This is a genomic window from Sinorhizobium glycinis, assembly GCF_001651865.1.
Classification (GTDB): domain Bacteria; phylum Pseudomonadota; class Alphaproteobacteria; order Rhizobiales; family Rhizobiaceae; genus Sinorhizobium; species Sinorhizobium glycinis.
This window is the reverse complement of record NZ_LPUX01000050.1, coordinates 173,515-195,345: the sequence shown is the minus strand read 5'-3', so window position 1 is coordinate 195,345 and position 21,831 is coordinate 173,515. Positions and strand designations below refer to the sequence as shown.

Sequence of the window (21,831 nt, the reverse complement as noted above, 5' to 3'; positions counted from 1 at the left end):
GTCAGAACCCCGAAAATGGGTTCAGAGGAGGGCGTGTTTCCTTGATCCGGTTTGGCGACAAACCGGTGCAACTATTTGAAAGGAAATACGATGAGCAAGCGCGAATCGTCCAAGTACAAAATTGACCGCCGTATGGGCGAAAACATCTGGGGCCGTCCGAAGTCCCCGGTTAACCGTCGTGAATACGGCCCCGGCCAGCACGGCCAGCGCCGCAAGTCCAAGCTTTCCGACTTCGGTGTGCAGTTGCGCGCCAAGCAGAAGCTGAAGGGCTACTACGGCGACATCCGTGAAAAGCAGTTCCGCGCAATCTTCGCCGAAGCTTCCCGTCGCAAGGGCGACACCCCGGAGAACCTGATCGGCCTGCTCGAATCGCGCCTCGACGCGATCGTCTACCGCGCCAAGTTCGTTCCGACCGTCTTTGCCGCCCGCCAGTTCGTCAACCATGGCCACGTCAAGGTCAACGGCGTTCGCGTCAACATCGGTTCCTACCGTTGCAAGGCGGGCGACGTCATCGAAGTCAAGGAAAAGTCCAAGCAGCTCGTTTCGGTCCTCGAATCGGTTCAGCTCGCAGAGCGCGACGTTCCGGACTACATCGAAGCCGATCACAACAAGATGGTCGCGACCTTCGTGCGCGTCCCGGCTCTGACCGACGTTCCGTACCCGGTCGTCATGGAGCCGCACCTTGTCGTCGAATTCTATTCGCGTTAATCCGGGCTTGCCTGCCACTTTTCGAAAACCGCCCGGAGACGGGCGGTTTTTTTATACGGAAATGTCGGAACGAACCCACCGGGGTTGGGCTGGGGCGCGTTGAGCCACCCATCCTTTCCCGATCGAGATCGAGGAGTGCCGTATGCCGGAGCAGAAAGCGCCACAGGATCTGCAACTGATCCTCGACGACATCTATCGCGAGCTGACGCCGCGGTTGGGCGAGGGCAAGGTTGCCGACTATATTCCCCAGCTTGCCCGCGTTAATCCCCGGCATTTCGGCATGGCGATCGTCACGACGGACGGCGAGGTGCATCGCGTCGGCGATGCGGAGGTGCCGTTCTCGATCCAGAGCATTTCCAAGGTATTCACGCTGACGCTGGCGCTCGGCAAGCATGGCGAGAATATCTGGCACCGTGTCGGGCGCGAGCCGTCCGGCTCGGCCTTCAACTCGATCGTGCAACTCGAGCATGAAGGCGGCAAGCCGCGCAATCCGTTCATCAATGCCGGGGCGATCACGATCAGCGATCTCATCCTCGCCGGCCATACGCCGAAGGAGTTGATCGGCGAAATCGTGCGCTTCGTCCGCTACCTTGCCGACGACGAGAATATCGTCATCGACCATGAGGTGGCCCGCTCCGAGACCGTCACCGGCTTCCGCAATTTCGCGCTCGCGAGTTTCATGCGCTCCTTCGGACGCCTCGATCATCCGGTCGAGCACGTTCTCGGCGTCTATTTCCACCATTGCGCGCTCGCCATGACCTGCAGCCAGCTCGCCAAGGCCGGGCTTTTCCTCGCCGCCGGCGGCACCAATCCGCTGACCGGCCACTCGGTCGTATCGCGCCAGCGAGCCCGGCGCATCAATGCGCTGATGCTCACCTGCGGTCACTACGACGGCTCCGGCGATTTCGCCTATCGCGTCGGCTTGCCCGGCAAGAGCGGCGTCGGCGGCGGCATCATGGCGGTAGCGCCCGGCAAGGCCTCCATTGCCGTCTGGTCGCCGGGCCTCAACGAGAACGGCAATTCGCTCTTGGGATCGCTGGCGCTCGAGATGCTCGCGGCCCGCACCGGCTGGTCTGTGTTCGGTCCGTGAGCGTCTGAGGGCGCCCCTCATCCGCCTGCCGGCACCTTCTCCCCGCAGGCGGGGCGAAGGGGCAAGCCGCGCCCTCTCAGTCCCCTCTCCCCCGTGCGGGGAGAGGGCTAGTCCTCGGGTTAAACCCGAGGAGAGGGGCAATTTCGCTAAGGTTGAGGGCTTGATTCCTATAGTTCATGGCGTCGCCAGCCCTTTCCCCTTGATATTCGACACCAGACCGGGCAAGTGGTTCAGGCCTTTGGGCGGACCTATTTCGCCCGCAGAATCCGGGGCTACCGCCATGGAACTCTCACGATCGTCCCAGCGCGAGATGATGGACGCCGCTGTCGATGCGGAAGATGCCGTAGACACCGGCGACCATCCGCTATTCGCACGGATGCCGTCCTCCGTCTCCTTCAACAAGTTGAGGAAACGCCTGCTGCGCCAGGTGCGTCAGGCTTTTGACGATTTCGGCATGCTGAAGGGATCGAAGCGTTGGCTCGTCGGCGTTTCGGGCGGCAAGGACAGCTACAGCCTGCTGGCGCTGCTGATGGACCTCAAATGGCGCGGGCTTCTGCCGGTCGAGCTCATTGCCTGCAATCTCGATCAGGGCCAGCCGAACTTCCCGAAACATATCCTGCCGGACTATCTCGCCTCGATCGGCGTCAAGCACCGGATCGAATACCGCGACACCTATTCGATCGTGAAGGAGAAGGTGCCGACGGGCGCCACCTATTGTTCGCTCTGTTCCCGGCTGAGACGCGGCAACCTTTACCGGATCGCTCGGGAGGAGGGGTGCGACGCGCTGGTGCTCGGGCATCATCGCGAAGATATTCTCGAAACCTTCTTCATGAATTTCTTCCATGGCGGCCGGCTCGCGTCCATGCCGGCGAAACTTCTCAATGACGAAGGCGATCTGACGGTGCTGCGGCCGCTCACCTATGCCGCCGAGGACGACCTCGCGAAATTCGCCGCGGCGATGGAGTTTCCGATCATCCCCTGCGATCTTTGCGGCTCGCAGGACGGTCTCGAGCGCAACGCGATGAAAGCGATGCTTGCCGATATCGAGCGGCGCATGCCCGGCCGCAAGGACACGATGCTGCGTGCGCTCGGGCATGTGAATCCGTCGCATCTCCTCGACCCGAATCTTTTCGATTTCCAGTCCCTTTCTCCGGAGCCCAAAGAATGAGCCAGTCCGTCGACATCGCCGCCCTTGCCAATCTTTTGCAGGAGGCGGCGGTGAAGGAGATCCTGCCTCGCTTCCGGAACCTGGAATCGGGCGCTGTGCGGATGAAGTCCGAGGCGATCGATCTCGTGACCGAAGGCGACGAAGCGGCCGAAAGGCTCATCAAATCGAAGATCGATGCAGTTGCACCCGGAGCGGTCTTCATCGGCGAAGAGTCGGCCGCGGCCGACCCCGCCCTCCTCGACAAACTGGCGGACGCCGAACTTGCCGTTGTCGTCGATCCGATCGACGGCACCTTCAACTTTGCCGCCGGCCTGCCGCTCTTCGGCGTGATGGCGAGCGTCGTCGCCAAGGGCGAAACCGTTGCCGGCATCATCTACGATCCGCTCGGCAACGATTGGGTGATTGCCGAGAAGGGTTCCGGCGCCTGGATGTGCCGGCCGAACGGATCGCAGGAGAAGCTGTCGGTCACTGCCGGCGTACCGCTCGGAAACATGGTCGGCGGCGCATCTACGGGCTTCTACAAGGAAGATAACCGCCGGATCGTCATGGGCAATTTGGCCAAGGTAAGGATCGCCACCAGCTACCGCTGTGCCGCGCATGAATATCGCATCTTCGCCGCCGGCCACCTGCATTTCCTGATGTACCAGAAGCTCATGCCGTGGGATCACCTCGCCGGCACGCTGATCGCCGAAGAGGCCGGCGCCTATGCGGCGCGCTTCGACGGATCGCGCTACCTGCCGGCGCACACCGATGGCGGGCTGCTGCTTGCCACGGACAGGGAAAGTTGGGAGGCGCTCAGGCGCGAGGTCTTCACGGTCTGATCAGGACGAGACAGCGTCGTTATGAGAAGCCCGCCCGCACGCCGGGCGGGCTTTCTCTCACAGGTGGCCACTGCCGTGATCGCCTGCCGCGTCCTTGTCGCCCGGATGGGTGAAGAGCTTTCCTTCTTCCGCCCAGAGCGTTGCGCCAATGGTCAGAAGGCCGAAGAGCGCGTAGCCGCCGAACAGGGGCTGCAGCGTTCCGTTGAAAAGCTGGCCGACGGCGCTGCCGATGAGAGCGCCGGCAGTCGTCGAGATGAAGCCGGTGATCGCGGTGGCCGTTCCGGCGAGATGGCCCATCGGCTCGAGGCTGATGGCGGTGAAGTTGGTGGCGATAACCGCGAAGAACATCAGCAGCACAGAGAAAAGCAGATAGCTGACGACGAAGGCCGGGGTCCCGGCCAGCGACAAAGCAAAGCCCACGGCCGCAAGCAGCGTGAACAGCACCAACGCGGCGTGGGAGATGCGGCGCATGCCGAAGCTGCGGACGAAGAAGCCATTGGCAAAGTTTGCGACCGCGATGCCGCCGGCGGTTCCGGCAAAGGCGATCGGCAGCCAATCGGCAAGGCCGTAAATCTCGCCGAAGACTTGCTGCACGCTGACGATGTAGGCGCAGATGACCGCCGTGAACAGCGTCAGGCCGATCATGTAACCGCAGGTGACGCGGTTCGTCAGAACTGTGCGGAAGCCTGAAAGGATAGCGCCGACCGAGAGCGGCAGGCGCTCTTCAGCCGGGAGCGACTCCGACATGCGCGTCAGGGCCAAAAGGAACAGGGCGAGGCCGATCAGGCCGATCAGGATGAAGATCCAGTGCCAATCGGCGTAGACGATGACAAGCTGTCCAAGCGACGGAGCGACGATCGGTACGATCATAAAGACGATCATCACATAGGACATGACGCGCGCCATTTCGCGACCGCCGAAACAGTCGCGCACGATCGCCATGGTCGTTATGCGCACGGCCGCGGCACCGATACCCTGGATGAAACGCAGCACAAGCAGCGCTTCGAAGCTCGCCGCCTGCGAGGCGGCAAAGCTCGAAAGGGTGAAGAAGGCCAATCCGCCGAGCAACACGACACGTCGGCCGAATGCGTCCGAAAGACTGCCGAAGAAGATCTGCGAAAAGCCAAATCCGAGGAAGAAGATCCCGATGACGAGCTGTGCGTCATTGGCATTGGCGACATTGAACGAGTGCCCGATGCTTGAAAGCGCCGGCAGCATGCTGTCGATCGCAAGGGCGACGCTCGCCGTCATCACGGCAATGGTCACGATGAATTCGACGAGGCCCATGCCGATACGTGCCGCGCCTGAAACCGGGCTGACAGGTTCCGATTGTTGTCCGGCATTGAGGGTGTCTTCTGAGATGGAAGTCATCGCAAATATCCACAATAGGCAGATTTGGGAGGGACAATCCGGCCGTCTAGAACGCACGCCCAGGGGCAATACGGCCGATCGCCCCATGAAGGGGAAGTCGAGAGTCACCGTCGAAGAACTATCCCGAGCGGACGAATTTCGCCGCCTGCTCAAGAAGCGCATCAAAATTTAGCCGAACGGCATATAGGCCCGGAATCAAAAAGGCGGTCAGGCCGCCTTTTTCGAGACCTCTTCGCTGTCGCCGATCTTACGCGGCGCCCTTTACGGAAATGCCCTGTCCCTGCAGATGCTCCTGCAACTCGCCTGCCTGGAACATCTCGCGCACGATGTCGCAACCGCCGATGAATTCGCCCTTCACATAGAGTTGCGGAATGGTCGGCCAGTTGGAGTAGTCCTTGATGCCCTGGCGCAGATCCGCATCGGCGAGCACGTTGATGCCCTTGTAGTCGACGCCGATGTAGTCGAGGATCTGCACCACCTGGCCGGAGAAACCACACTGCGGAAACTGCGGCGTGCCCTTCATGAAGAGAACGACGTCGTTCGTCTTGACCTCGTTGTCGATGAAATCGTGAATTCCGCTCATGTCGTCTTCCTTCCTGGCCGGCTTCAAGGACCGGATGTCGCTTTGCCGCTTAAATAGCATGCATGGTCGCGGTTTTCACCCACCCAATCGCAAAAATATTGATGGTCCTCAAGATGTGGCTTTCAAACCACCTCAGGCGGAGCGGCGGCGCAGCTTGTTCCGGGATGCGGCGGTGCGGCGACGGCTGACCTGTTTCTTTGCCGGCTTGCGGAGCGCGGCCTCGATGATCTCCGCCAGGAGACCGCCGCCCGTTGAGGGCTCTCGGGTCCGCCGCTTAGTCCGCCGCGTCGCGGCTTTCCTGACGCCGGTCTTCTTCAGGATCTCCTTCAGCGCGCTGTCGACGACGCCGCTGACAAGCTCCTTGATCAGGTCCGCCATACGGGCTTACTCCGGCGCGCTGGTCTGCAGGGCCAGCGCATGGAGGATGCCGCCCATGTTTCCTTTTAGAGCGTTGTAGACCATCTGGTGCTGCTGCACGCGGGTCTTGCCACGAAACGCTTCGGCCACGACTTCGGCGGCATAGTGGTCGCCGTCACCGGCCAAATCGCGGATCGTGACCTTCGCGCCGGGGATTCCGGCCTTGATCATGTCTTCGATATCGCCTGGTGTCATGGGCATGATATGCCAACTCCCTTTGTTATTTTTTCTGCAGTGGCAGCGGGGCTGCCACCGCTCGTGACTTCAAGGGAACCACGATTCAGGGGCGGAAGGCAAATGATGATTTAACCGTTTTTCCGCCGGTCTACCGTCAATTGTCCGGAGCGAGATCGCCGCCCATATAGGTGGGGAACCAGGCTTCGTGGGCGGAACGCAACTCCTCGACCAAGATTGCCTTTGCATCGCCGAGTTTCAGCGTGTCGCCGCCGGTCGCGCCGATCACCGGCAGGTCGATGCCGGCGACCGCCGCCCGAGCGGCGACCGCATCGAGCTTGTCGGCAGTGACCGTCACGACATAGCGGCCCTGATCCTCGCCATAGAACGCCGCAATCGGATCATTCTCCGGAGCCGCGATCGTCGCGCCGATTCCGGAGGCGATCGCCATTTCCGCGACGGCGAGCGCGAGCCCGCCCGAGGAGCAGTCGTGCGCGGCGGTGACCAGCCCATCCTCGATCAGACCGCGAACGAAATCGCCCATTTTGCGCTCATGCGCGAGATCCACGTACGGCGCAGGGCCGTCGGTGCGGCCGTGAATGTCGCGCAAGTAGACCGACTGGGCGATATGCGTGCCCCAGCCTTCCGGTGCTCCGGCGAGCAGGATCGTCTCGCCGGCAGCGGCGAAACGGATGCGAGCCATCTTCGACCAGTCCTTGACGAGACCGACGCCGCCAATGGTGGGGGTCGGCAGGATCGCCTGGCCGTTGGTCTCGTTATAGAGCGAGACGTTGCCGGAGACGATCGGGAAATCGAGCGCGCGGCAGGCTTCGCCGATGCCTTTGATCGCATGAACGAACTGGCTCATGATCTCCGGACGTTCAGGGTTGCCGAAGTTCAGGTTGTCCGTCGCGGCAAGCGGCAGCGCACCGGTCGCCGTGAGATTGCGCCAGCATTCGGCGACGGCCTGCTTGCCGCCTTCGTACGGATCGGCCTCGACGTAACGCGGGGTCACGTCGGAGGAGAAGGCCAGCGCCTTCGTCTCGTGGCCCTCGACGCGCACCACGCCGGCGTCGCCGCCCGGCAGTTGCAGCGAATTGCCCTGGATCAGCGTGTCGTATTGCTCGTAGACCCACCGACGCGAGGAGTTATTGGCGGAGCCCACCAACTTCAGAAGCGCGTCGGCGACATCGGCCTGCGGAATGTCGTTGGTGGCAAGCGGCAAGGGGGTCTTGGCCGGGGTCCAGGGGCGGTCATATTCCGGTGCCTCGTCGCCGAGCTCCTTGATCGGCAGGTTCGCCACTTCCTCGCCCTGATGGAGGATGCGGAACCGCAGGTCGTCGGTCGTCTTGCCGACGACGGCGAAATCGAGACCCCACTTGACGAAGATCGCCTTGGCTTCCTCTTCCTTTTCCGGACGCAGCACCATCAGCATGCGCTCCTGGCTTTCGGAAAGCATCATCTCGTAGGCGGTCATGCGCTCCTCGCGCACCGGTACCTTGTCAAGGTCAAGCTCGATGCCGAGATCGCCCTTGGCGCCCATCTCGACGGCGGAGCAGGTGAGACCCGCCGCACCCATGTCCTGGATCGCGATGACGGCGCCGGTCTGCATCAGTTCGAGGCAGGCTTCGAGCAGGCACTTTTCGGTGAAGGGGTCGCCGACTTGCACGGTCGGGCGCTTCTCCTCGATCGACTCGTCGAATTCGGCCGAGGCCATCGTCGCGCCGCCGACGCCGTCGCGCCCGGTCTTGGCACCGAGATAGACGACGGGGAGGCCGACGCCCTCCGCCTTCGAGTAGAAGATCGCGTCGCTCTTCGCGAGGCCCGCCGCAAAGGCGTTGACGAGGATATTGCCGTTGTAGCGCGCGTCGAACTCGACCTCGCCGCCGACGGTCGGCACGCCGAAGGAATTGCCGTAGCCGCCGACGCCGGCGACGACGCCGGAAACGAGGTGCTTGGTCTTCGGGTGATCCGGCGCGCCGAAGCGCAGCGCGTTCATCGCGGCGATCGGACGCGCGCCCATGGTAAAGACGTCGCGCAGTATGCCGCCGACGCCGGTCGCCGCGCCCTGGTAGGGCTCGATGTAGGAGGGATGGTTATGGCTCTCCATCTTGAAGACGACGCAGTCGCCGTCATCGATATCGACGACGCCGGCGTTCTCGCCGGGTCCCTGGATGACGCGCGGCCCCTTGGTCGGAAGCGTGCGGAGCCATTTCTTCGAGGACTTGTAGGAGCAGTGCTCATTCCACATCGCCGAGAAGATGCCGAGTTCGGTGAAGGTCGGGTCGCGCCCGATGAGGTTCAGGATGCGCTCGTATTCGTCGGGCTTCAGCCCGTGCGAGGCAATGAGGTCCGGGGTGATGGGGCGGGTGTTGGAAATCGTCATCGTCGACCGTCAATCCTTCGGGCGGCGCGCACCCCTTCCGACAGGGACACGGCGCGTGCGAACCGCAACACAAACAGGGGGCGCTTTGCGGCTTCTTTAGCCTATGCCGCGCCGCGGCGCGACAGAAAAATACCGCAGATCAACAGGAGCCGGTCGACGCCCTCCTGGCCGGAAATTCCGCTTTGAAGCCGTTAGAATTTGTAGCCGAGCATAAGGCCGGCACGCGTCAAACCGTCGTTGGGACCGTTGCAAAGATTGGCGTTGGAGGAATGTTCCACCGTTGCCGAAAGGTTCCAGCGATCGTCGAAGCGAAACCCGGCGGCGGCATGCTCTCGAAACATCAGGCGACAGCCAAGCTTGGGCCCGCTCGTCCCGTCATCGTTCAGATCGCCGTCATGAACCGTACCACCGGCGCCAACTTCGACAAAGAAACGCTCGGTGATGTCGAAGTTCCAACTGAACCCGCCATACACCTGGTTGACGCCGTTCGACGCGGTGGCGATCGAGGCTCCGGCATGCACCCGTGGCCGCACGACCTTCTCGACAAAGCCGGTGGCACTGTCTGCACCGAACGGGTCGAAAAAGACGGTCACGGACGGGAAGACGCCGTCCTCCCGATTGTCGCCGTCGCCGATGGAGGTCGTGGCACCGAAACGCAGTTCGTCAAAGATAGGCTGTTCCGCGTGGACAGGTTTGGCCCCAACACATGCCAGCAGCGTCAAGGCGCCGACGGAACCGAGCATCAGGCGCCGGGCACCAAGCCAAGTTGAAGAGAGCATGCCAGATCCTTTGGAAAGACGAATCGACTCAAGCAGTACGCGAACAACTATAAATCGTCGTCGCTTGCGCGAAAGTCGTCTGGCAGGGAACTAGTCGAAGCTGTCGTAGCCGGTCCGGCCGCTATCGAGCAGACGGCGCAACACCTGGAAACCGGTTTCGACATCGGCGCGTCTGGCCGGCGAGGAGAAGCCGATGCGGATGCGGTGGAAGACGTGGTCGGCGCGGCCTGCCTTGAATTCGTCCTCGTCATCGATCAGCACGCCTTCCTGCAGTGCTGCCTGCTTGAAGGTTCCCGACAACCAGGGCTCCGGGAGCTTCAGCCAGAGGAAGGGCACCTTCGGGTGGGAGTTGAACTCGAAGCCGGCGAAGATTTCGCGCGCCAACGCAACGCGCTCGCCGATTTCCTCGACGCCGCGGCTGCGCAATGCGGAAGCAGATCCTGAAAGGACGAGGCGCGCGCAAAGCTCGGCGAGCAGAAAGGGGAGGCCGCCGCTGATCATCTTGTGTGCGATGCGGATGCGCTGGCTGAAATGCGGCGGGCAAGCCACCCAGCCGCCGCGCACGCCGGCGGCCACCGACTTCGACAGGCCGCCGACGAGGAAGGTGCGCTCGGGCGCGAGATCGGCGAGCAGCGGAATGGGGTCACCCGTCATCGACCCGTAGAGATTGTCCTCAACCAACCACACGCCGTATTTGCGGGCGATCTCAGCCACGGCCTGGCGCCGGTCGAGTGGCATGATTGCCACCGTCGGGTTCTGCGCACTGGGCATCAGGAATGCGAGCTTCGGATGTTGTTGGGCACAGACGCGCTCGAAATCTTCCGGTATCAAGCCGAAGCCGTCGCTAGCCATCAGCGCGATCCGCCGTCCGATCAACCCGGCGCTGCGGCTCACCTGCGAATAGGTCAGCGTCTCGAAGGCGATGCGGTCCCCCGGCGAGGTGACAGCCGAAATCACTGCAATGACAGCCGCATGCGCACCCAGGGTCGGCACGATGCATTCCGGTGCAGGCCGAAAACTGCCGCTCGCCAGCCATTGAGCGCCCGCTTCGAACCAATGGTCCGGAAAATTGCGCGCGTAGCTTGCAATGTCCGCGTGGTGCTCCCGGCTAATGTCGCCGAGCAATCTTGCCAAAATGTCGCCTTGGCCGATGTCGGGCGCGGCCGTGCTGTCAAAGCGGAGCTTGCCCGGCGGTGCGACGATCGGGCGGGTGCCGGCAAGCGAGGTGGTGAGCGGATCGGCCTGTTCCGGCGGTCTGCTCTCCGGACGGTCGAGCACATAGGTGCCGCGGCCGACCTCGCCGCTTACAAGACCGCGCTCCCGCACGATATTGTACGCACGGCCGATCGTGCCGATCGTCACCCCGATATCGTAGGCAAGATTGCGTTGCGGCGGCAGCTTGGTGCCGACGGGCAGCGCCCCGTTGCCGATCGCCCGTTCGATCTGATCGGCGATCCGCGCGTAGAGCGGACCGTGCCCCTGCTGTATGTCGGGAAGCCAAGTTGTCATAGTGACAATTATCTATATTGCCTCACCGAGGGTGTCAATTATCTCTAACCAAAGAGAGCTAAGCGATACAATGGTGGAAGCAATGGATGCAATTGAGACAATCCGGCCCTCGCTGCTGCGAAACGTCACAGGTGATGAGTCCCGCTTCGCATATGAATTCCAGTGCGCGGAAGGGAATCCGATCTTGCGGCTCTGGCACCTCTATTGCGCGCTGGCGGCGAAAAGGCGCAGCCGTCTGGCTCTTCAGGAGATGAGCATGCACCTGCTCAAGGATATCGGACTGACTGAGGTGGAGGCGCAGCGCGAGGCATCCGTCCCATTCTGGCGGTAGCCGCCCCAGCTTCTGAGAAGGATCACCATGGTCGCGCGAGAGGAATCGAGCGCCTAACGCCCCGAACGTCAGCTGCAGCCCTCGTCGCCGGCGGCCCAGCGCCGCACATCGGAAGTCATGCGCGTACCGACCGGCTCGCTGAGGAGGGGGCCGAACGCCTGAAGGCGAGCAGGATGCCCTTCGGCCTGGATGACGGCGAGGGGGCGCGCCTCGGGAGATTTGCGTGGCACCAGAAGGATGCGCGGCCGCCCGGAGAAGGAGTTGAGTTCCGGCGCCAGACGATAGGCCTTGAACGCCGGGTCGCCCGACTTGAACCAGCAGCCATTGGCGCCGAGCGCGATGCGCTCCATTGTCGGCAAGGCGGCGGAGCTCGCGGGCGGGGAGGCCGGGCGATCGGATTGGCAGCCGGCGACGAGCAGGAGATTTGCGGCGACGCAGCCAAGCGCTGCGAACTGTCTGCGGTTCATGGATGACATAGGCGGCCTCGCACGGGTGACGTTCGATGCCGCCTTCTAGCAGCGATAAGGTTAAGCAGCGATTACGTCGAGCGCCGAGGCGAAGATGCCGCGACCATCCGAGCCGCCATGGGCTACCTCGATCAGGTTTTCCGGATGCGGCATCATGCCGAGAACATTGCCCTTGCCGTTCATCACGCCGGCAATGTCGTTGATCGAACCGTTCGGATTGGTGCCCTCGGCGTAGCGGAAGACGACCTGTCCGTTGCCTTCGACGGCCTTCAACGTTTCGGCGTCGGCGAAATAGTTGCCGTCATGGTGCGCAACGGGGCTGCGGATCACCTGGCCCTTGGCATAGGCACGGGTGAAGTCGGTCTCGGCGTTGACGACTTCGAGCTTCACCTCGCGGCAGACGAATTTCAGCGATGCATTGCGCATGAGCGCGCCGGGCAGAAGGCCTGCTTCTACGAGAATCTGGAAACCATTGCAGACGCCGAGGACCCGCACGCCTTGCTCCGCCTTGGCCTTGATTGCCTGCATCACCGGCATGCGTGCCGCAATCGCGCCGCAGCGCAAATAGTCACCATAGGAAAAGCCGCCAGGGATGACGATCAGGTCGACATCCGGAATTTCCGTCTCGGTCTGCCACACGGTGACCGGGGCCCTGCCGGAAATCTTCGTGAGCGCCGCAATCATGTCGCGATCGCGATTGAGGCCTGGAAGCTGAACGACGGCTGACTTCATGGGCGTAGATACCTTGCCTTGGCCCCGCGGCCTCTGCGGCGTGAGGCGATTTTCAGTCATGGAACGCCGGAGGACCGATCGGCTCGGGTCCGTGCGAGGCCGCCGGCGCTTGATGCCCCGCCCTTAGGCGAGGGAAATGCTGTAGTTTTCAATCACGGTGTTGGCGAGCAGCTTCTCGCACATGGCCTTGAGTTCGGCTTCGGCCCTGGCCTTGTCTGCGGTCTCGAGCTGCAGATCGAAGACCTTGCCCTGACGGACCTGGCCGATGCCGTCGAAGCCGAGCGCGCCGAGCGCGCCTTCAATCGCCTTGCCCTGCGGGTCCAGAACACCGTTCTTCAGCGTCACGGTTACGCGTGCCTTGATCACTTGCTTATCCCCGAAATCTACTTGACCAGCGTCATCATTTGACCAGCACGGGGCCGGAACCGCGCGGCGGCTCGTTCTCGTTGATGATGCCGAGACGGCGGGCCACTTCCTGATAGGCCTCGACCAGTCCGCCCATGTCGCGGCGGAACCGATCTTTGTCCATCTTTTCCTTGGTTTCGACGTCCCACAGACGGCAGCTGTCGGGGGAAATCTCGTCGGCCAGAACGATGCGCATCATGTCGCCTTCGTAAAGGCGGCCGCACTCGATCTTGAAATCGACGAGCTGGATGCCGACGCCGAGGAAAAGGCCGGACAGGAAGTCGTTGATGCGGATGGCAAGCGCCATGATGTCGTCGAGTTCCTGCGGGCTTGCCCAGCCGAAGGCGGTGATATGCTCTTCCGAGACCATCGGATCGTCGAGCGCGTCGGCCTTGTAGTAGAACTCGATGATCGAGCGCGGCAGCACAGTGCCTTCCTCGATGCCGAGGCGCTTTGCAAGCGAACCGGCGGCAACATTGCGCACGACGATCTCGAGCGGGATGATCTCCACTTCCTTGATCAGCTGCTCGCGCATGTTGAGGCGGCGGATGAAATGCGTCGGAATGCCGATCTTGTTGAGGTGCGTGAAGATGTACTCGGAAATGCGGTTGTTGAGCACGCCCTTGCCGTCGATGACGTCATGTTTCTTCTTGTTGAAGGCGGTCGCATCATCCTTGAAGAACTGGATCAGCGTGCCCGGTTCCGGGCCCTCATAAAGGATCTTGGCCTTGCCCTCGTAGATACGGCGGCGACGATTCATGGACTTTTCTCTGTGGTTGTTGGCGCTCTTGGGTCGCGCATTTGGAATTTTCTCAGCGGGTCCATATCTGAAAAGAACGCATTTCACAATCGGCGTATCTTTCCGTCCCCCGATTTAGATTAGGGTATCATGAAAGTCGCCAAAGACGAAAAGGCACGGTGCTCTTCCACCGGCGCACTGGATTATGCGAGAATGCCGGCTGGCAACTTGAGGGAGATCGATTGATGACGACGATGCAGGATCGCGAGAAGGCCTTCGAGGCGAAGTTTGCGCTCGACGAAGAGTTGAGGTTCAAGGCCTTGGCGCGCCGCAACAGGCTGCTCGGCCTCTGGGCGGCCGGTCTCCTGAAAAAGGCGGATCCGGAAGCCTACGCCCGGGACGTCATTGTCGCTGACATCGAAGAAGCTGGCCACGACGACGTGGTGCGCAAGATCTTGGCCGACTTCAATGCGGCCGGAGTGACTCAATCGGAAGCCGACATCCGCCTTCGCATGCTGGAGTTCCTGGCGCAAGCGGTCGAGCAGGTTCAGAGCAGCTAGTCTGACTCGGCGTTTAAGCTACGTCTGCTTCATTGCGGCCGCGGTGCGGCGACTACAGGTGTGGCGGCTGCCTCCGCCGGCGGCAATACTAACAGACGCGGAGTTAGCAGCTACGATCACTCGTGGCCTTTAGTTTTCTAGCCCGTCACTCTGCGCAATCGCCTCGGGAGGAAGGTTGGTCGCTCGGCCTCCGGTTCGAAAAAGGCGGTTTCAATTGTCGTCCGCTTGCCGCTTTTCCAGCCGGTCGAGCACGTCTTCGGGTGTCACTTCGGTTGCGAGTTCGCCGACCTCGGCATCGACCGCTGTCTTCACGTCAAGCCGAGCAGCAATCGCCGAGACCAAGGTCAGCAACTGAGTCGCTTCCTGTTCGGCCAGCAGCGATATTTGCAGGTTGAGATCTGCGCGCTTGTCGTCATCCGCCGCCATTCGGTTCTGGCTGATGAGAACGAAGGTGGAGATGAAGATCGCCTCCACAGAGGCGACCATGGCGAGGATTACAAAGCTGGGGTCGAAGACAGGCACGCCAGGCAGCCATCTCATGTTTGCGGCGATCCAGAAGCCGCACGCCGCGAGATGAAGGTAGATGAAGGTCATCGATCCGGCAAAGCGCGTAATGGTATCTGCGATCTTGTCTTGAAGCGTTTTTTCAAGTTCCGCCTCCTGGCGCCGCTTCACGATCGCGTTGATGTTGCGATCGAGTCTGCGCGAGCCTGCAAGCGGCCGAGCCATCGCTTCTTCATCCTGTGGCTTTCTCGAGATTGGCATGCGCTTGGCAACTTCACTGATTGATCTTGCTCCCACTTCGCCTGCAACCCCGCTGCCAAAACAAAGTTCCGGTCACGAAACTAAGGATCTGGGGGCCACGACGTCGCGGACCCCTCGGCCGGTCCCGGTCAACTCGCGCAGGCGGCGGGTCCCTACGCCAAGATCTACCCGACTTTACACCGCCTTTACCGCCCTTAACGCTGGCATCGCTAAACTTGAACCGCCGTTCTGGTTGAGGAAATTCGCGCCATTGGCTTTCAGCTAAAAATGCCCCGCAGGCAGCGCTCCGCGGCGTCCGGTTGCTGCCATCGCTTGCCGCGTGCGAAACATACCTGAATGAGGGAGCATCCTCGGCTCGTCTGCGGCATTACCAATGGGGAAACAGGCGCAACAAAGAACGCGGCAAATCAAGGCCGCATGAGTACGGATAAGAGCTGTATAGTGCCCGACCTGAGAGATGGGTGCCGTTTTGTACCGGAGACTGGGTGACAACCTCGTGCCGAACGGGTTGTCACCCATATCTTAGGTACTTCTGTTATCTATGTCTCCGGGTCGGACAAGGAATTGCTGGTGGAGTCGAAGGGAGTCGAACCCTCGACCTCCGCAGTGCGATTGCGGCGCTCTCCCAACTGAGCTACGACCCCAGCAGTCCACGTATATAGGCGGATTTGACGGCCTGCGCCAGTCTATCCCTGAACGGCACTATCCGACGTGTCGGCGGAGGGCCGCCAGCATGGATTTTCACCTATTGAGGATACGCTCGAGCGTTGCGGCATCCTCGAGCAAGGCCGCCGGGTCATCATTGGTGACGAACTCCAGCATTGCAAATCTCCGTCTGGTCCAGCGGGAGACGGGAAATGTGGCGAGGATGGTTCGCCAGTAGTCGGCGGCCGACGCCAGGGGGAAGCGGTTGCGGTTCCGGTCCCAGGCAAAGACATGGACATGGGACACATGCTGACCGATGTGGGCGACTTCGGTGAGCGCTTCATCGAGCTTCAGACCGGGCCGCGGCTGCCAATAGAGGTAGACATTGTCTTCGGCGATCGCCTCGATCAGCCGGCGTGCGGACTCGGTCGTGTCCGTCAGGGATTGCGGGTGATATTCCAGCGATACGGTCACATCATGCCGGGCGGCCTCGGCGCCCATGTCGCGGATGGCATCTGCCACGGCGCGTCTTTCGCCGGCACCGTAGTCCCTGGAATCTCGCCCGCGTGTGCCGGGCCAGATACGGATATTGGAGGCGCCGAGGGCGATCGCGGTCTCCAGCGCGCCCATAAAGACGGAAAGCTCGTCGGTTGGCGGTGCGACGTATGAGCCATAGGAGATGGTCAGGTGGTTCCTTTCGCACAGGCGCGCGGTGCTGCGGGCTGCCGCCATATCTCCGGGAGGAACATGGACGTCGCCTGCCCATTCGATCGCCACAAGCCGGGCCTCCGCGGCCAGGTCCACAATTCGAGCGGCGGGCATTTTCCTGAACGTCACGGTGCAAAGCCCTGGCTCGAAATTGCTCATGCCATACGCTCCAGGTCGCCCTTGCGGATCTCGAAAAGCAACGGCCGGCCCTCGATAAAACGTTCGATCTCATCGACGGCCATCTCACCGAGGCGCGTCCTTTCAAGCCCGATGGCGCCGGCAATGTGCGGAGTCAGGAAGACGTTCGGCAAATCGTAAAGCGGCGACGCTTCTTCCGGTACCTCGGGATGCGTGACGTCGATGACCGCGTTGATTGCGCCCGTCCTGAGCCTGTTGATGAGGGCGACCTCGTCGATGAGCACGCCGCGCGCCGTGTTGATCAGGGTGGCGCCGTCCTTCATCAAGGACAACCGCCGTGCGTCGATCATGTGGCTGGTCTCAGGCAGGGCAGGCGCATGCAGCGAGACAACGTCCGAGTTTGCCATCAGCGTATCGAGATCTACTTTTTCCACACCGAGGCCCGAAGCGCTCTCCTGCCCGACCAGCGGATCGTAGAGCAGCACGCGATAGTCGAAATGGCGAAGAAGCTCGATCACCCGTCTTCCGATCCGCGATGCGCCAACTATACCGACCGTGCGCCGATAGTTTCCGATCGCCTGCCCCTGCAGTAGCTGGGTCCGCTCGCGCCCTCTGTCGGCGGCATACAGATCCCGGAAGCGAAAGACTTGCTTGCCCGCAAAAATGATTGCCGCCAGCGTGAACTCCGCGACCGGTACGGCGTTGGCCTCGGCTGCATGGCTGACAGTGATTCCTGCATCAAACACGTTCGTATCGGTCAGGCCCTTGACCGTTCCGGCCGCGTGGACAATGAGGCGAAGATGGGACGCCGATCGAAGGGCGTCCGCATCGAACTGCGGGGCGCCCCAGCCGGTCATCAGGATTTCCGCTTCGGCGAGCAGCCGATTTGCCCGGCTGTCGCCGAACGTGGTCATCGGTCGCGGATCCAGTATGCGAGCGAGGCCGTCGATCCGCATGAGAAGTTCCGGCGTCAGCACGTGCTCTGTTTTCCCGGGCTGCATCGCAAAGGCAATCGCCGGCCGGGTCATGGCATACGCCTCGGCGCTTGCATGGCGCTGACGGTCACGCCTTGCTCCGCGACAGCGCGCAAGTCGCTGATGTCGGGGGCTGACGGCGCAATGTTCCAGTCACCCGACGCGGCGGCGGTGTCGCGAAGCGCCAGCACGGCACAGCGAAGAATGGTCTCTCCGGCAGGAATCGTGGCGCGCAATTGCGGCACGAGGGTTTTTGCGGTGATGAGATTGGTATTTGGCGGCGCCTTCTGCGCCACACCCTGGCGCGCGACCGTCGAGCTCAGATCGCGGATTCCGCTGAAATCCTCTTCTCCGATGACATAGGCCGATCCCGCTTCTGAGGAAAGCGTGTCCGCTTCAAAGTCTCGCCTGGCGATAGCAAAGCCGCCCTCGGCGGTTTCAAGCGGCCTTGGAGTCGTGATTCGATGCACCCTCACATGCCACGGCGAGATCGGCAGCAGCCACGTCTCGACCATGACGTCGGGCCAAGGCGACCACCTGGAAAACAGCGCATGGCCCGCCAATCGGGCCTCGTCATTGGCCTCGCGGACACGGTAGTGAATGCCGTCGTCACTGAAGGCCAGCATGGAATCGAAGGCGCCTCCGCTGAAGGCCCGTTCGTCGCTCTCGACGCTGAAGCCATAGCGCGTCGAATAGGCGAACTTCGCGTATTTTTCCGAGCCGAACCGCATCTGCCGGTTCTCCTGGCCCGAGGAAAGCGCCACGACATCACCCTTGCAAGGCATCGTCACCATGCCCGGATGGGGAAACGCAACCGTGTCGGAGGGCGGCGATGGGGGCGTTTCCGTGGAAGTCCAGAATGGATGGTCTTGACCGACCGCCAGCGGCAGGAAGGCCTTGAACGCCCAGTAGGGCGAGCCCGCCGAATTGTAGTTTTCCGACATCAAGAGATTCGGATAGCCGTAGCCGACCGACAGCACGCCGTCCCGGTCCGTAATCGGCTTGTCCGCCCACCATCTGAGGTGGCGAAGGCAGAGACTCTTGATCTCGCCCCAGGGCAGCGCCTCGAGATCGGCAAAGGCAAGCGCCGACCAAAAACCGGCGCAGGCAAAGCGGTAGGTGAGACTGCGGCCAAAGGGGACGGTTGCTCCGTCCTCAGCGAACCAGTGACGAAAATCCTGAGCAAAGGCGAGGGCACGCTCGCGATAGCTTTTGGCGTAGCCATCCTCGACGAGGCGCGAATAGATGAGGCCATAGAAGTGCATCGCAAAGGGAATGTAGTGGTCGACACGCCGCACATCGCCATCCCGATACCAGCCATCCGCGATGTAAAAGCCATCGAGCTGTGAAAGATAAGCCTGCGTCAGGCTGCGGTCGTATTCGATGCCGAGGCGATCGAGGGCGATATCGACGAGAATGCGGAAGAACTTCCAATTGTTGTCGGCATAGTCGAACTTGCGCGCATGGAGCAGATAGGTGACAAGATTATCGCGCGCCCGGCCATTCAGCGGGTCCCACAGTTTCTCCGGAACCAGGGCGAGCGCGAAGGCGAGGGCGGCGAGCTCGACCATGCGCTGATCTCGGCTGCCGACCTTGCCCCAGAATTCCGGATGGTTCGGATCGGTGCCATTGGCGATGCCCTCGGCGTAACGGCGCCAATGAGAGAACTCGCCGCCGCCGGCCGTAAACGGCGCGAGGCCCCAAAGAGGCCTCGCGAAACCTTCGAGATCAGCTGCGGCCCGGTCGAAGTGGGCGGCGGCGGCGTCGAGGCGGACGCGCGCATTTCCCTCGGAAAAGTAAGGCAACAGCGGATCGAAGAGGTCTAGCAGAGCGTGCTGCATGTCGCTGCGCGTTTCCAGCGGATTGGCGGCAAGCGGGTTGGCGCTGGCTGGATCATAGGTCATGGGCGCCGTCTCTCATCCAGGGTTCCGCCGGGCACGGGGATTACCGCGTGAGACACGTGCCGGGCGGGTGAGTCCCGATTTTGGAGACGGAAGTGCATCATGCCGATCGCCTCGCGACCGAGCGCCACGCGATCGACACGCATCGTCGCAAGCCGCGGATTGGCCATCTCCGCGCAAGGGAGGTCGTCGAATCCGATAATGGCAAAATCCTCGGGCACGCGCGGGCCCATCTCCGCGACCGCTTCGAGCACGCCGACGGCGATAAAGTCGTTCATGCAGAATGCCGCGGAGAAGCCGCTGTCGTCGGCGAGGGCGGCGAGCGTCGCCGCATGCGCCTCGACGCTGGAATTGCCCTCGAAGGGCAGGCGGATGACGCGCCCTTCGCCGCCGTCCGCCGAAGCGACGGCCGCCTCGAAGCCGCGGATGCGTTCGCGGATCGTGTGCCGATGCGATCCGGTCAGATGAAGAACGCGGCGATGTCCGGCATCGAGCAACCGTTGAGTCGCGGCATAGGCGCCGGAGAAGTTCGCGGGCGAGACGCCGTCGAAACGCATGTGCGGATCGGTGCCGTTAACCAGAATCACTGGCGTGCCGCTTTCGTCCAGCCAATTGCAAAGGGCAGCGGCGGGATCGATGCCCACCAGGAAGAGCCCTTCTGCGCCGGCGGACTTCATGTGCTCGCGGACGGTTTCCGGCGTCCCCTTTGCCTCCCTGACAAGGCGGATGTCGAACGGCATCCCCAATCTGGCCGCCTCGGAACGCAGGCCCTCGACAATGCCCTCGTAGAAGACGCTCAGCCCCCCTGTCATGCCATGGCTTGCGATCAGAGCCAAAGTGCCAGGGAGTGCGATCGAGGAAGCCTTAATCGGATAGCCGAGGTCGCTCGCAACCTTAAAGATCTGTCTGCGCACGTCCTCGCTGATGCCCGGTTCGTTCGCAAGAACGCGCGAGACGGTCGAAATGGAAACCCCGGCATGGGCGGCGATATCGGCTTGGCGCAGCCGTTTGGAATTTGTGTCAGTCATGGCGCAAACATTACGCAACTAATGCAAATTTGCAATAGATAAACAAAATCTTGCAAAAGCTAGTTTCTTGCATAAACTTTGCGGCGACTTGGACCCGCCTCACGCTGGAGGAGAGCGCGAGGCAGACACGACAGGAGGAACGGCATGCTACTCAATCGACGTACATTCCTGCTCGGCTCGGCAGGCACGGCCGCCGGCGTTGCGCTCGGCGCAAGCTCGCCCTTCGCGGCCGAAAGCGTGCAGCTCCGCGCCATGTGGTGGGGATCCAACGACCGCTCGAAGCGGACCTTGAGTGTTGCCAAACTCTTCCAGGAGAAGAACCCGGACATATCGGTCGTCGGCGAGAGCCTGAGCGGCGACGGATACTGGACGAAACTCGCGACCCAGATGGCCGGCCGCGCGATCGCCGACGTCTTCCAGCTCGAACCGAGCACCATTTCCGATTATTCCAAGCGCGGCGCCTGCCTCGCCCTCGATCCCTTCATCCCATCGACATTGGACGTGCACGCCTTCGGCAAGGATGTGCTGAAGCTGACGACGGTGGATGGAAAACTCTGGGGCGTCGGGCTCGGATTGAACTCCTTCGCATTGTTCTATGACGCCGACGCCTTCGCGAAGGCCGGCATTACGCCTCCCGGGATCGAAACAACCTGGAAGGAATATGCCGACATCGCGATCGAGATGACCAAGGCCGCCGGTAAGAAGAACGTCTGGGGCGGACCATACGGGGCCCGCTATGCCTATGTCTTCGACGCTTGGCTCAGGCAGCGTGGAAGCAGCCTCTATACGGAGAGCGGCCTTGGCTTCGGCGTCGATGAAGCCAAGGAGTGGTATGCCTATTGGGAGGATCTGCGCAAGCGCGGTGGCACTGTCGGCGCCGATGTCCAGACCCTCGACCAGAACACCATCGACACGAACTGCCTGGCGCTCGGCTATTCGGCCATGGGCATGGCCTATTCGAACCAACTGGTAGGCTATCAGCTCGTCATGAAAAGCAAGCTCGGCATCGGCATGTTGCCGCGTGCGGAGAAGGGCGGCCCGTCAGGTCATTATTATCGCCCGGCCTTGATCTGGAGCATCGGTGCGACGAGCAAGCATGGCGAAGAAGCCGCGAAGTTCATCGATTTCTTTGTCAACGACCCGGAAGCCGGCAGGATCCTCGGCGTCGAGCGCGGCGTGCCGATGTCGCCCAAGGTGCGCGAGGCGATACTCCCATCGCTCAACCCGACGGAAGCCGAAACGGTGAAATACATCAACGCGCTCAAGGACCAGGTGGGCGGCTATCCCGCTCCCGCACCGCTCGGCTCGACGGAATTCGACCAGCGGGTGCTTCGCCCGATTGCCGACGAACTGGCCTTCGAACGCATTTCGATCGCCGATGCAGCGGCACGCCTGGTCGAGGAGGGCAAGTCTACGGTTCGCGCCGGCTGAC

Annotated in this window: 23 protein-coding genes and 1 tRNA gene; 7 read left to right on the top strand and 17 right to left on the bottom strand. The window is 62.1% G+C overall.

Annotation, left to right across the window (positions count from 1 at the left end; all coding sequences use genetic code 11):
* Positions 1 to 90 precede the first annotated feature (90 nt).
* From rpsD to AU381_RS03560, 4 genes are all read left to right on the top strand, one after another.
* Complete coding sequence (gene rpsD, locus AU381_RS03575; RefSeq protein ID WP_012708170.1) at positions 91 to 708, top strand: 30S ribosomal protein S4; 618 nt, start codon at positions 91 to 93, stop codon at positions 706 to 708.
* Positions 709 to 850: 142 nt separating this feature from the next.
* A complete protein-coding gene (locus AU381_RS03570) occupies positions 851 to 1,798 on the top strand; it encodes a glutaminase (RefSeq protein ID WP_064240433.1) in 948 nt (315 codons plus the stop codon).
* A 280-nt stretch (positions 1,799 to 2,078) separates the two neighbouring features.
* Positions 2,079 to 2,966, top strand: a complete 888-nt coding sequence (gene ttcA, locus AU381_RS03565) for a tRNA 2-thiocytidine(32) synthetase TtcA (protein WP_064240432.1) — start codon at positions 2,079 to 2,081, stop codon at positions 2,964 to 2,966.
* Positions 2,963 to 3,787, top strand: coding sequence for an inositol monophosphatase family protein (locus AU381_RS03560; RefSeq protein ID WP_064240431.1), 825 nt, complete (start codon positions 2,963 to 2,965; stop codon positions 3,785 to 3,787). Before ttcA ends, AU381_RS03560 begins: the two co-directional genes overlap by 4 nt.
* 57 nt (positions 3,788 to 3,844) lie before the next feature.
* On the opposite strand, the gene AU381_RS03555 is transcribed toward AU381_RS03560, so the two are convergent.
* From AU381_RS03555 to AU381_RS03520, 7 genes are all read right to left on the bottom strand, one after another.
* A complete protein-coding gene (locus AU381_RS03555; RefSeq protein ID WP_082909635.1) occupies positions 3,845 to 5,158 on the bottom strand; it encodes a multidrug effflux MFS transporter in 1,314 nt (437 codons plus the stop codon).
* A 247-nt stretch (positions 5,159 to 5,405) separates the two neighbouring features.
* Complete coding sequence (grxD, locus tag AU381_RS03545) at positions 5,406 to 5,741, bottom strand: Grx4 family monothiol glutaredoxin (protein ID WP_064240428.1); 336 nt, start codon at positions 5,739 to 5,741, stop codon at positions 5,406 to 5,408.
* 132 nt (positions 5,742 to 5,873) lie between these two features.
* Entirely contained in the window at positions 5,874 to 6,119 is a 246-nt protein-coding gene (locus AU381_RS03540) for a hypothetical protein (RefSeq protein ID WP_064240427.1), read from the bottom strand.
* 6 nt (positions 6,120 to 6,125) lie between these two features.
* The gene (locus AU381_RS03535) at positions 6,126 to 6,359 is read right to left on the bottom strand and encodes a BolA/IbaG family iron-sulfur metabolism protein (protein ID WP_014328481.1); all 234 of its coding nucleotides are present in this window, start codon (positions 6,357 to 6,359) and stop codon (positions 6,126 to 6,128) included.
* Positions 6,360 to 6,489: 130 nt separating this feature from the next.
* Positions 6,490 to 8,718 carry a phosphoribosylformylglycinamidine synthase subunit PurL gene (gene purL, locus AU381_RS03530; RefSeq protein WP_064240426.1) on the bottom strand — a complete coding sequence of 743 codons (2,229 nt, stop codon included), beginning with the start codon at positions 8,716 to 8,718 and terminating at the stop codon, positions 6,490 to 6,492.
* 191 nt (positions 8,719 to 8,909) lie between these two features.
* The gene (locus AU381_RS03525) at positions 8,910 to 9,497 is read right to left on the bottom strand and encodes an acyloxyacyl hydrolase (RefSeq protein WP_082909634.1); all 588 of its coding nucleotides are present in this window, start codon (positions 9,495 to 9,497) and stop codon (positions 8,910 to 8,912) included.
* A 90-nt stretch (positions 9,498 to 9,587) separates the two neighbouring features.
* On the bottom strand, positions 9,588 to 11,006 hold the full coding sequence (locus AU381_RS03520; protein ID WP_064240425.1) for an aminotransferase-like domain-containing protein: 1,419 nt from the start codon (positions 11,004 to 11,006) through the stop codon (positions 9,588 to 9,590).
* Between the two features lie 82 nt (positions 11,007 to 11,088).
* Here AU381_RS03520 and AU381_RS30665 point away from each other — a divergent pair, with 82 nt between their 5' ends.
* Entirely contained in the window at positions 11,089 to 11,337 is a 249-nt protein-coding gene (locus AU381_RS30665) for a DUF1127 domain-containing protein (RefSeq protein ID WP_064240424.1), read from the top strand.
* A gap of 68 nt (positions 11,338 to 11,405) precedes the next feature.
* On the opposite strand, the gene AU381_RS03510 is transcribed toward AU381_RS30665, so the two are convergent.
* From AU381_RS03510 to purC, 4 genes are all read right to left on the bottom strand, one after another.
* Complete coding sequence (locus AU381_RS03510) at positions 11,406 to 11,813, bottom strand: hypothetical protein (RefSeq protein WP_064240423.1); 408 nt, start codon at positions 11,811 to 11,813, stop codon at positions 11,406 to 11,408.
* Positions 11,814 to 11,864: 51 nt separating this feature from the next.
* On the bottom strand, positions 11,865 to 12,536 hold the full coding sequence (purQ, locus tag AU381_RS03505; RefSeq protein ID WP_064240422.1) for a phosphoribosylformylglycinamidine synthase subunit PurQ: 672 nt from the start codon (positions 12,534 to 12,536) through the stop codon (positions 11,865 to 11,867).
* A 123-nt stretch (positions 12,537 to 12,659) separates the two neighbouring features.
* Complete coding sequence (gene purS / locus AU381_RS03500) at positions 12,660 to 12,902, bottom strand: phosphoribosylformylglycinamidine synthase subunit PurS (RefSeq protein ID WP_064240421.1); 243 nt, start codon at positions 12,900 to 12,902, stop codon at positions 12,660 to 12,662.
* A gap of 34 nt (positions 12,903 to 12,936) precedes the next feature.
* On the bottom strand, positions 12,937 to 13,701 hold the full coding sequence (purC, locus tag AU381_RS03495; protein ID WP_018239850.1) for a phosphoribosylaminoimidazolesuccinocarboxamide synthase: 765 nt from the start codon (positions 13,699 to 13,701) through the stop codon (positions 12,937 to 12,939).
* Between the two features lie 224 nt (positions 13,702 to 13,925).
* Here purC and AU381_RS03490 point away from each other — a divergent pair, with 224 nt between their 5' ends.
* Positions 13,926 to 14,240: a DUF1476 domain-containing protein gene (locus AU381_RS03490; RefSeq protein ID WP_064240420.1), complete on the top strand. Its 315-nt coding sequence runs from the start codon at positions 13,926 to 13,928 to the stop codon at positions 14,238 to 14,240.
* Between the two features lie 210 nt (positions 14,241 to 14,450).
* Here AU381_RS03490 and AU381_RS03485 read toward each other — a convergent pair whose 3' ends face one another.
* The 6 genes from AU381_RS03485 to AU381_RS03460 form a co-directional block, all read right to left on the bottom strand.
* Positions 14,451 to 14,969 carry a DUF1003 domain-containing protein gene (locus AU381_RS03485; RefSeq protein ID WP_064240419.1) on the bottom strand — a complete coding sequence of 173 codons (519 nt, stop codon included), beginning with the start codon at positions 14,967 to 14,969 and terminating at the stop codon, positions 14,451 to 14,453.
* 604 nt (positions 14,970 to 15,573) lie between these two features.
* A tRNA-Ala gene (locus AU381_RS03480) sits at positions 15,574 to 15,649 on the bottom strand.
* Positions 15,650 to 15,746: 97 nt separating this feature from the next.
* Positions 15,747 to 16,517 (bottom strand): sugar phosphate isomerase/epimerase family protein, encoded by a 771-nt coding sequence (locus AU381_RS03475; RefSeq protein WP_064240418.1) that lies wholly within the window; start codon positions 16,515 to 16,517, stop codon positions 15,747 to 15,749.
* Entirely contained in the window at positions 16,514 to 17,524 is a 1,011-nt protein-coding gene (locus AU381_RS03470) for a hydroxyacid dehydrogenase (protein ID WP_064240417.1), read from the bottom strand. Before AU381_RS03470 ends, AU381_RS03475 begins: the two co-directional genes overlap by 4 nt.
* The gene (locus tag AU381_RS03465; RefSeq protein WP_064240416.1) at positions 17,521 to 19,374 is read right to left on the bottom strand and encodes a DUF2264 domain-containing protein; all 1,854 of its coding nucleotides are present in this window, start codon (positions 19,372 to 19,374) and stop codon (positions 17,521 to 17,523) included. Before AU381_RS03465 ends, AU381_RS03470 begins: the two co-directional genes overlap by 4 nt.
* Positions 19,371 to 20,399, bottom strand: a complete 1,029-nt coding sequence (locus AU381_RS03460) for a LacI family DNA-binding transcriptional regulator (RefSeq protein WP_064240415.1) — start codon at positions 20,397 to 20,399, stop codon at positions 19,371 to 19,373. The genes AU381_RS03465 and AU381_RS03460 overlap by 4 nt, the downstream gene beginning before the upstream one ends.
* Before the next feature lie 144 nt (positions 20,400 to 20,543).
* On the opposite strand from AU381_RS03460, the gene AU381_RS03455 reads away from it, so the two are divergent.
* Positions 20,544 to 21,830, top strand: a complete 1,287-nt coding sequence (locus tag AU381_RS03455) for an ABC transporter substrate-binding protein (protein WP_064240414.1) — start codon at positions 20,544 to 20,546, stop codon at positions 21,828 to 21,830.
* Position 21,831: the final 1 nt, after the last annotated feature.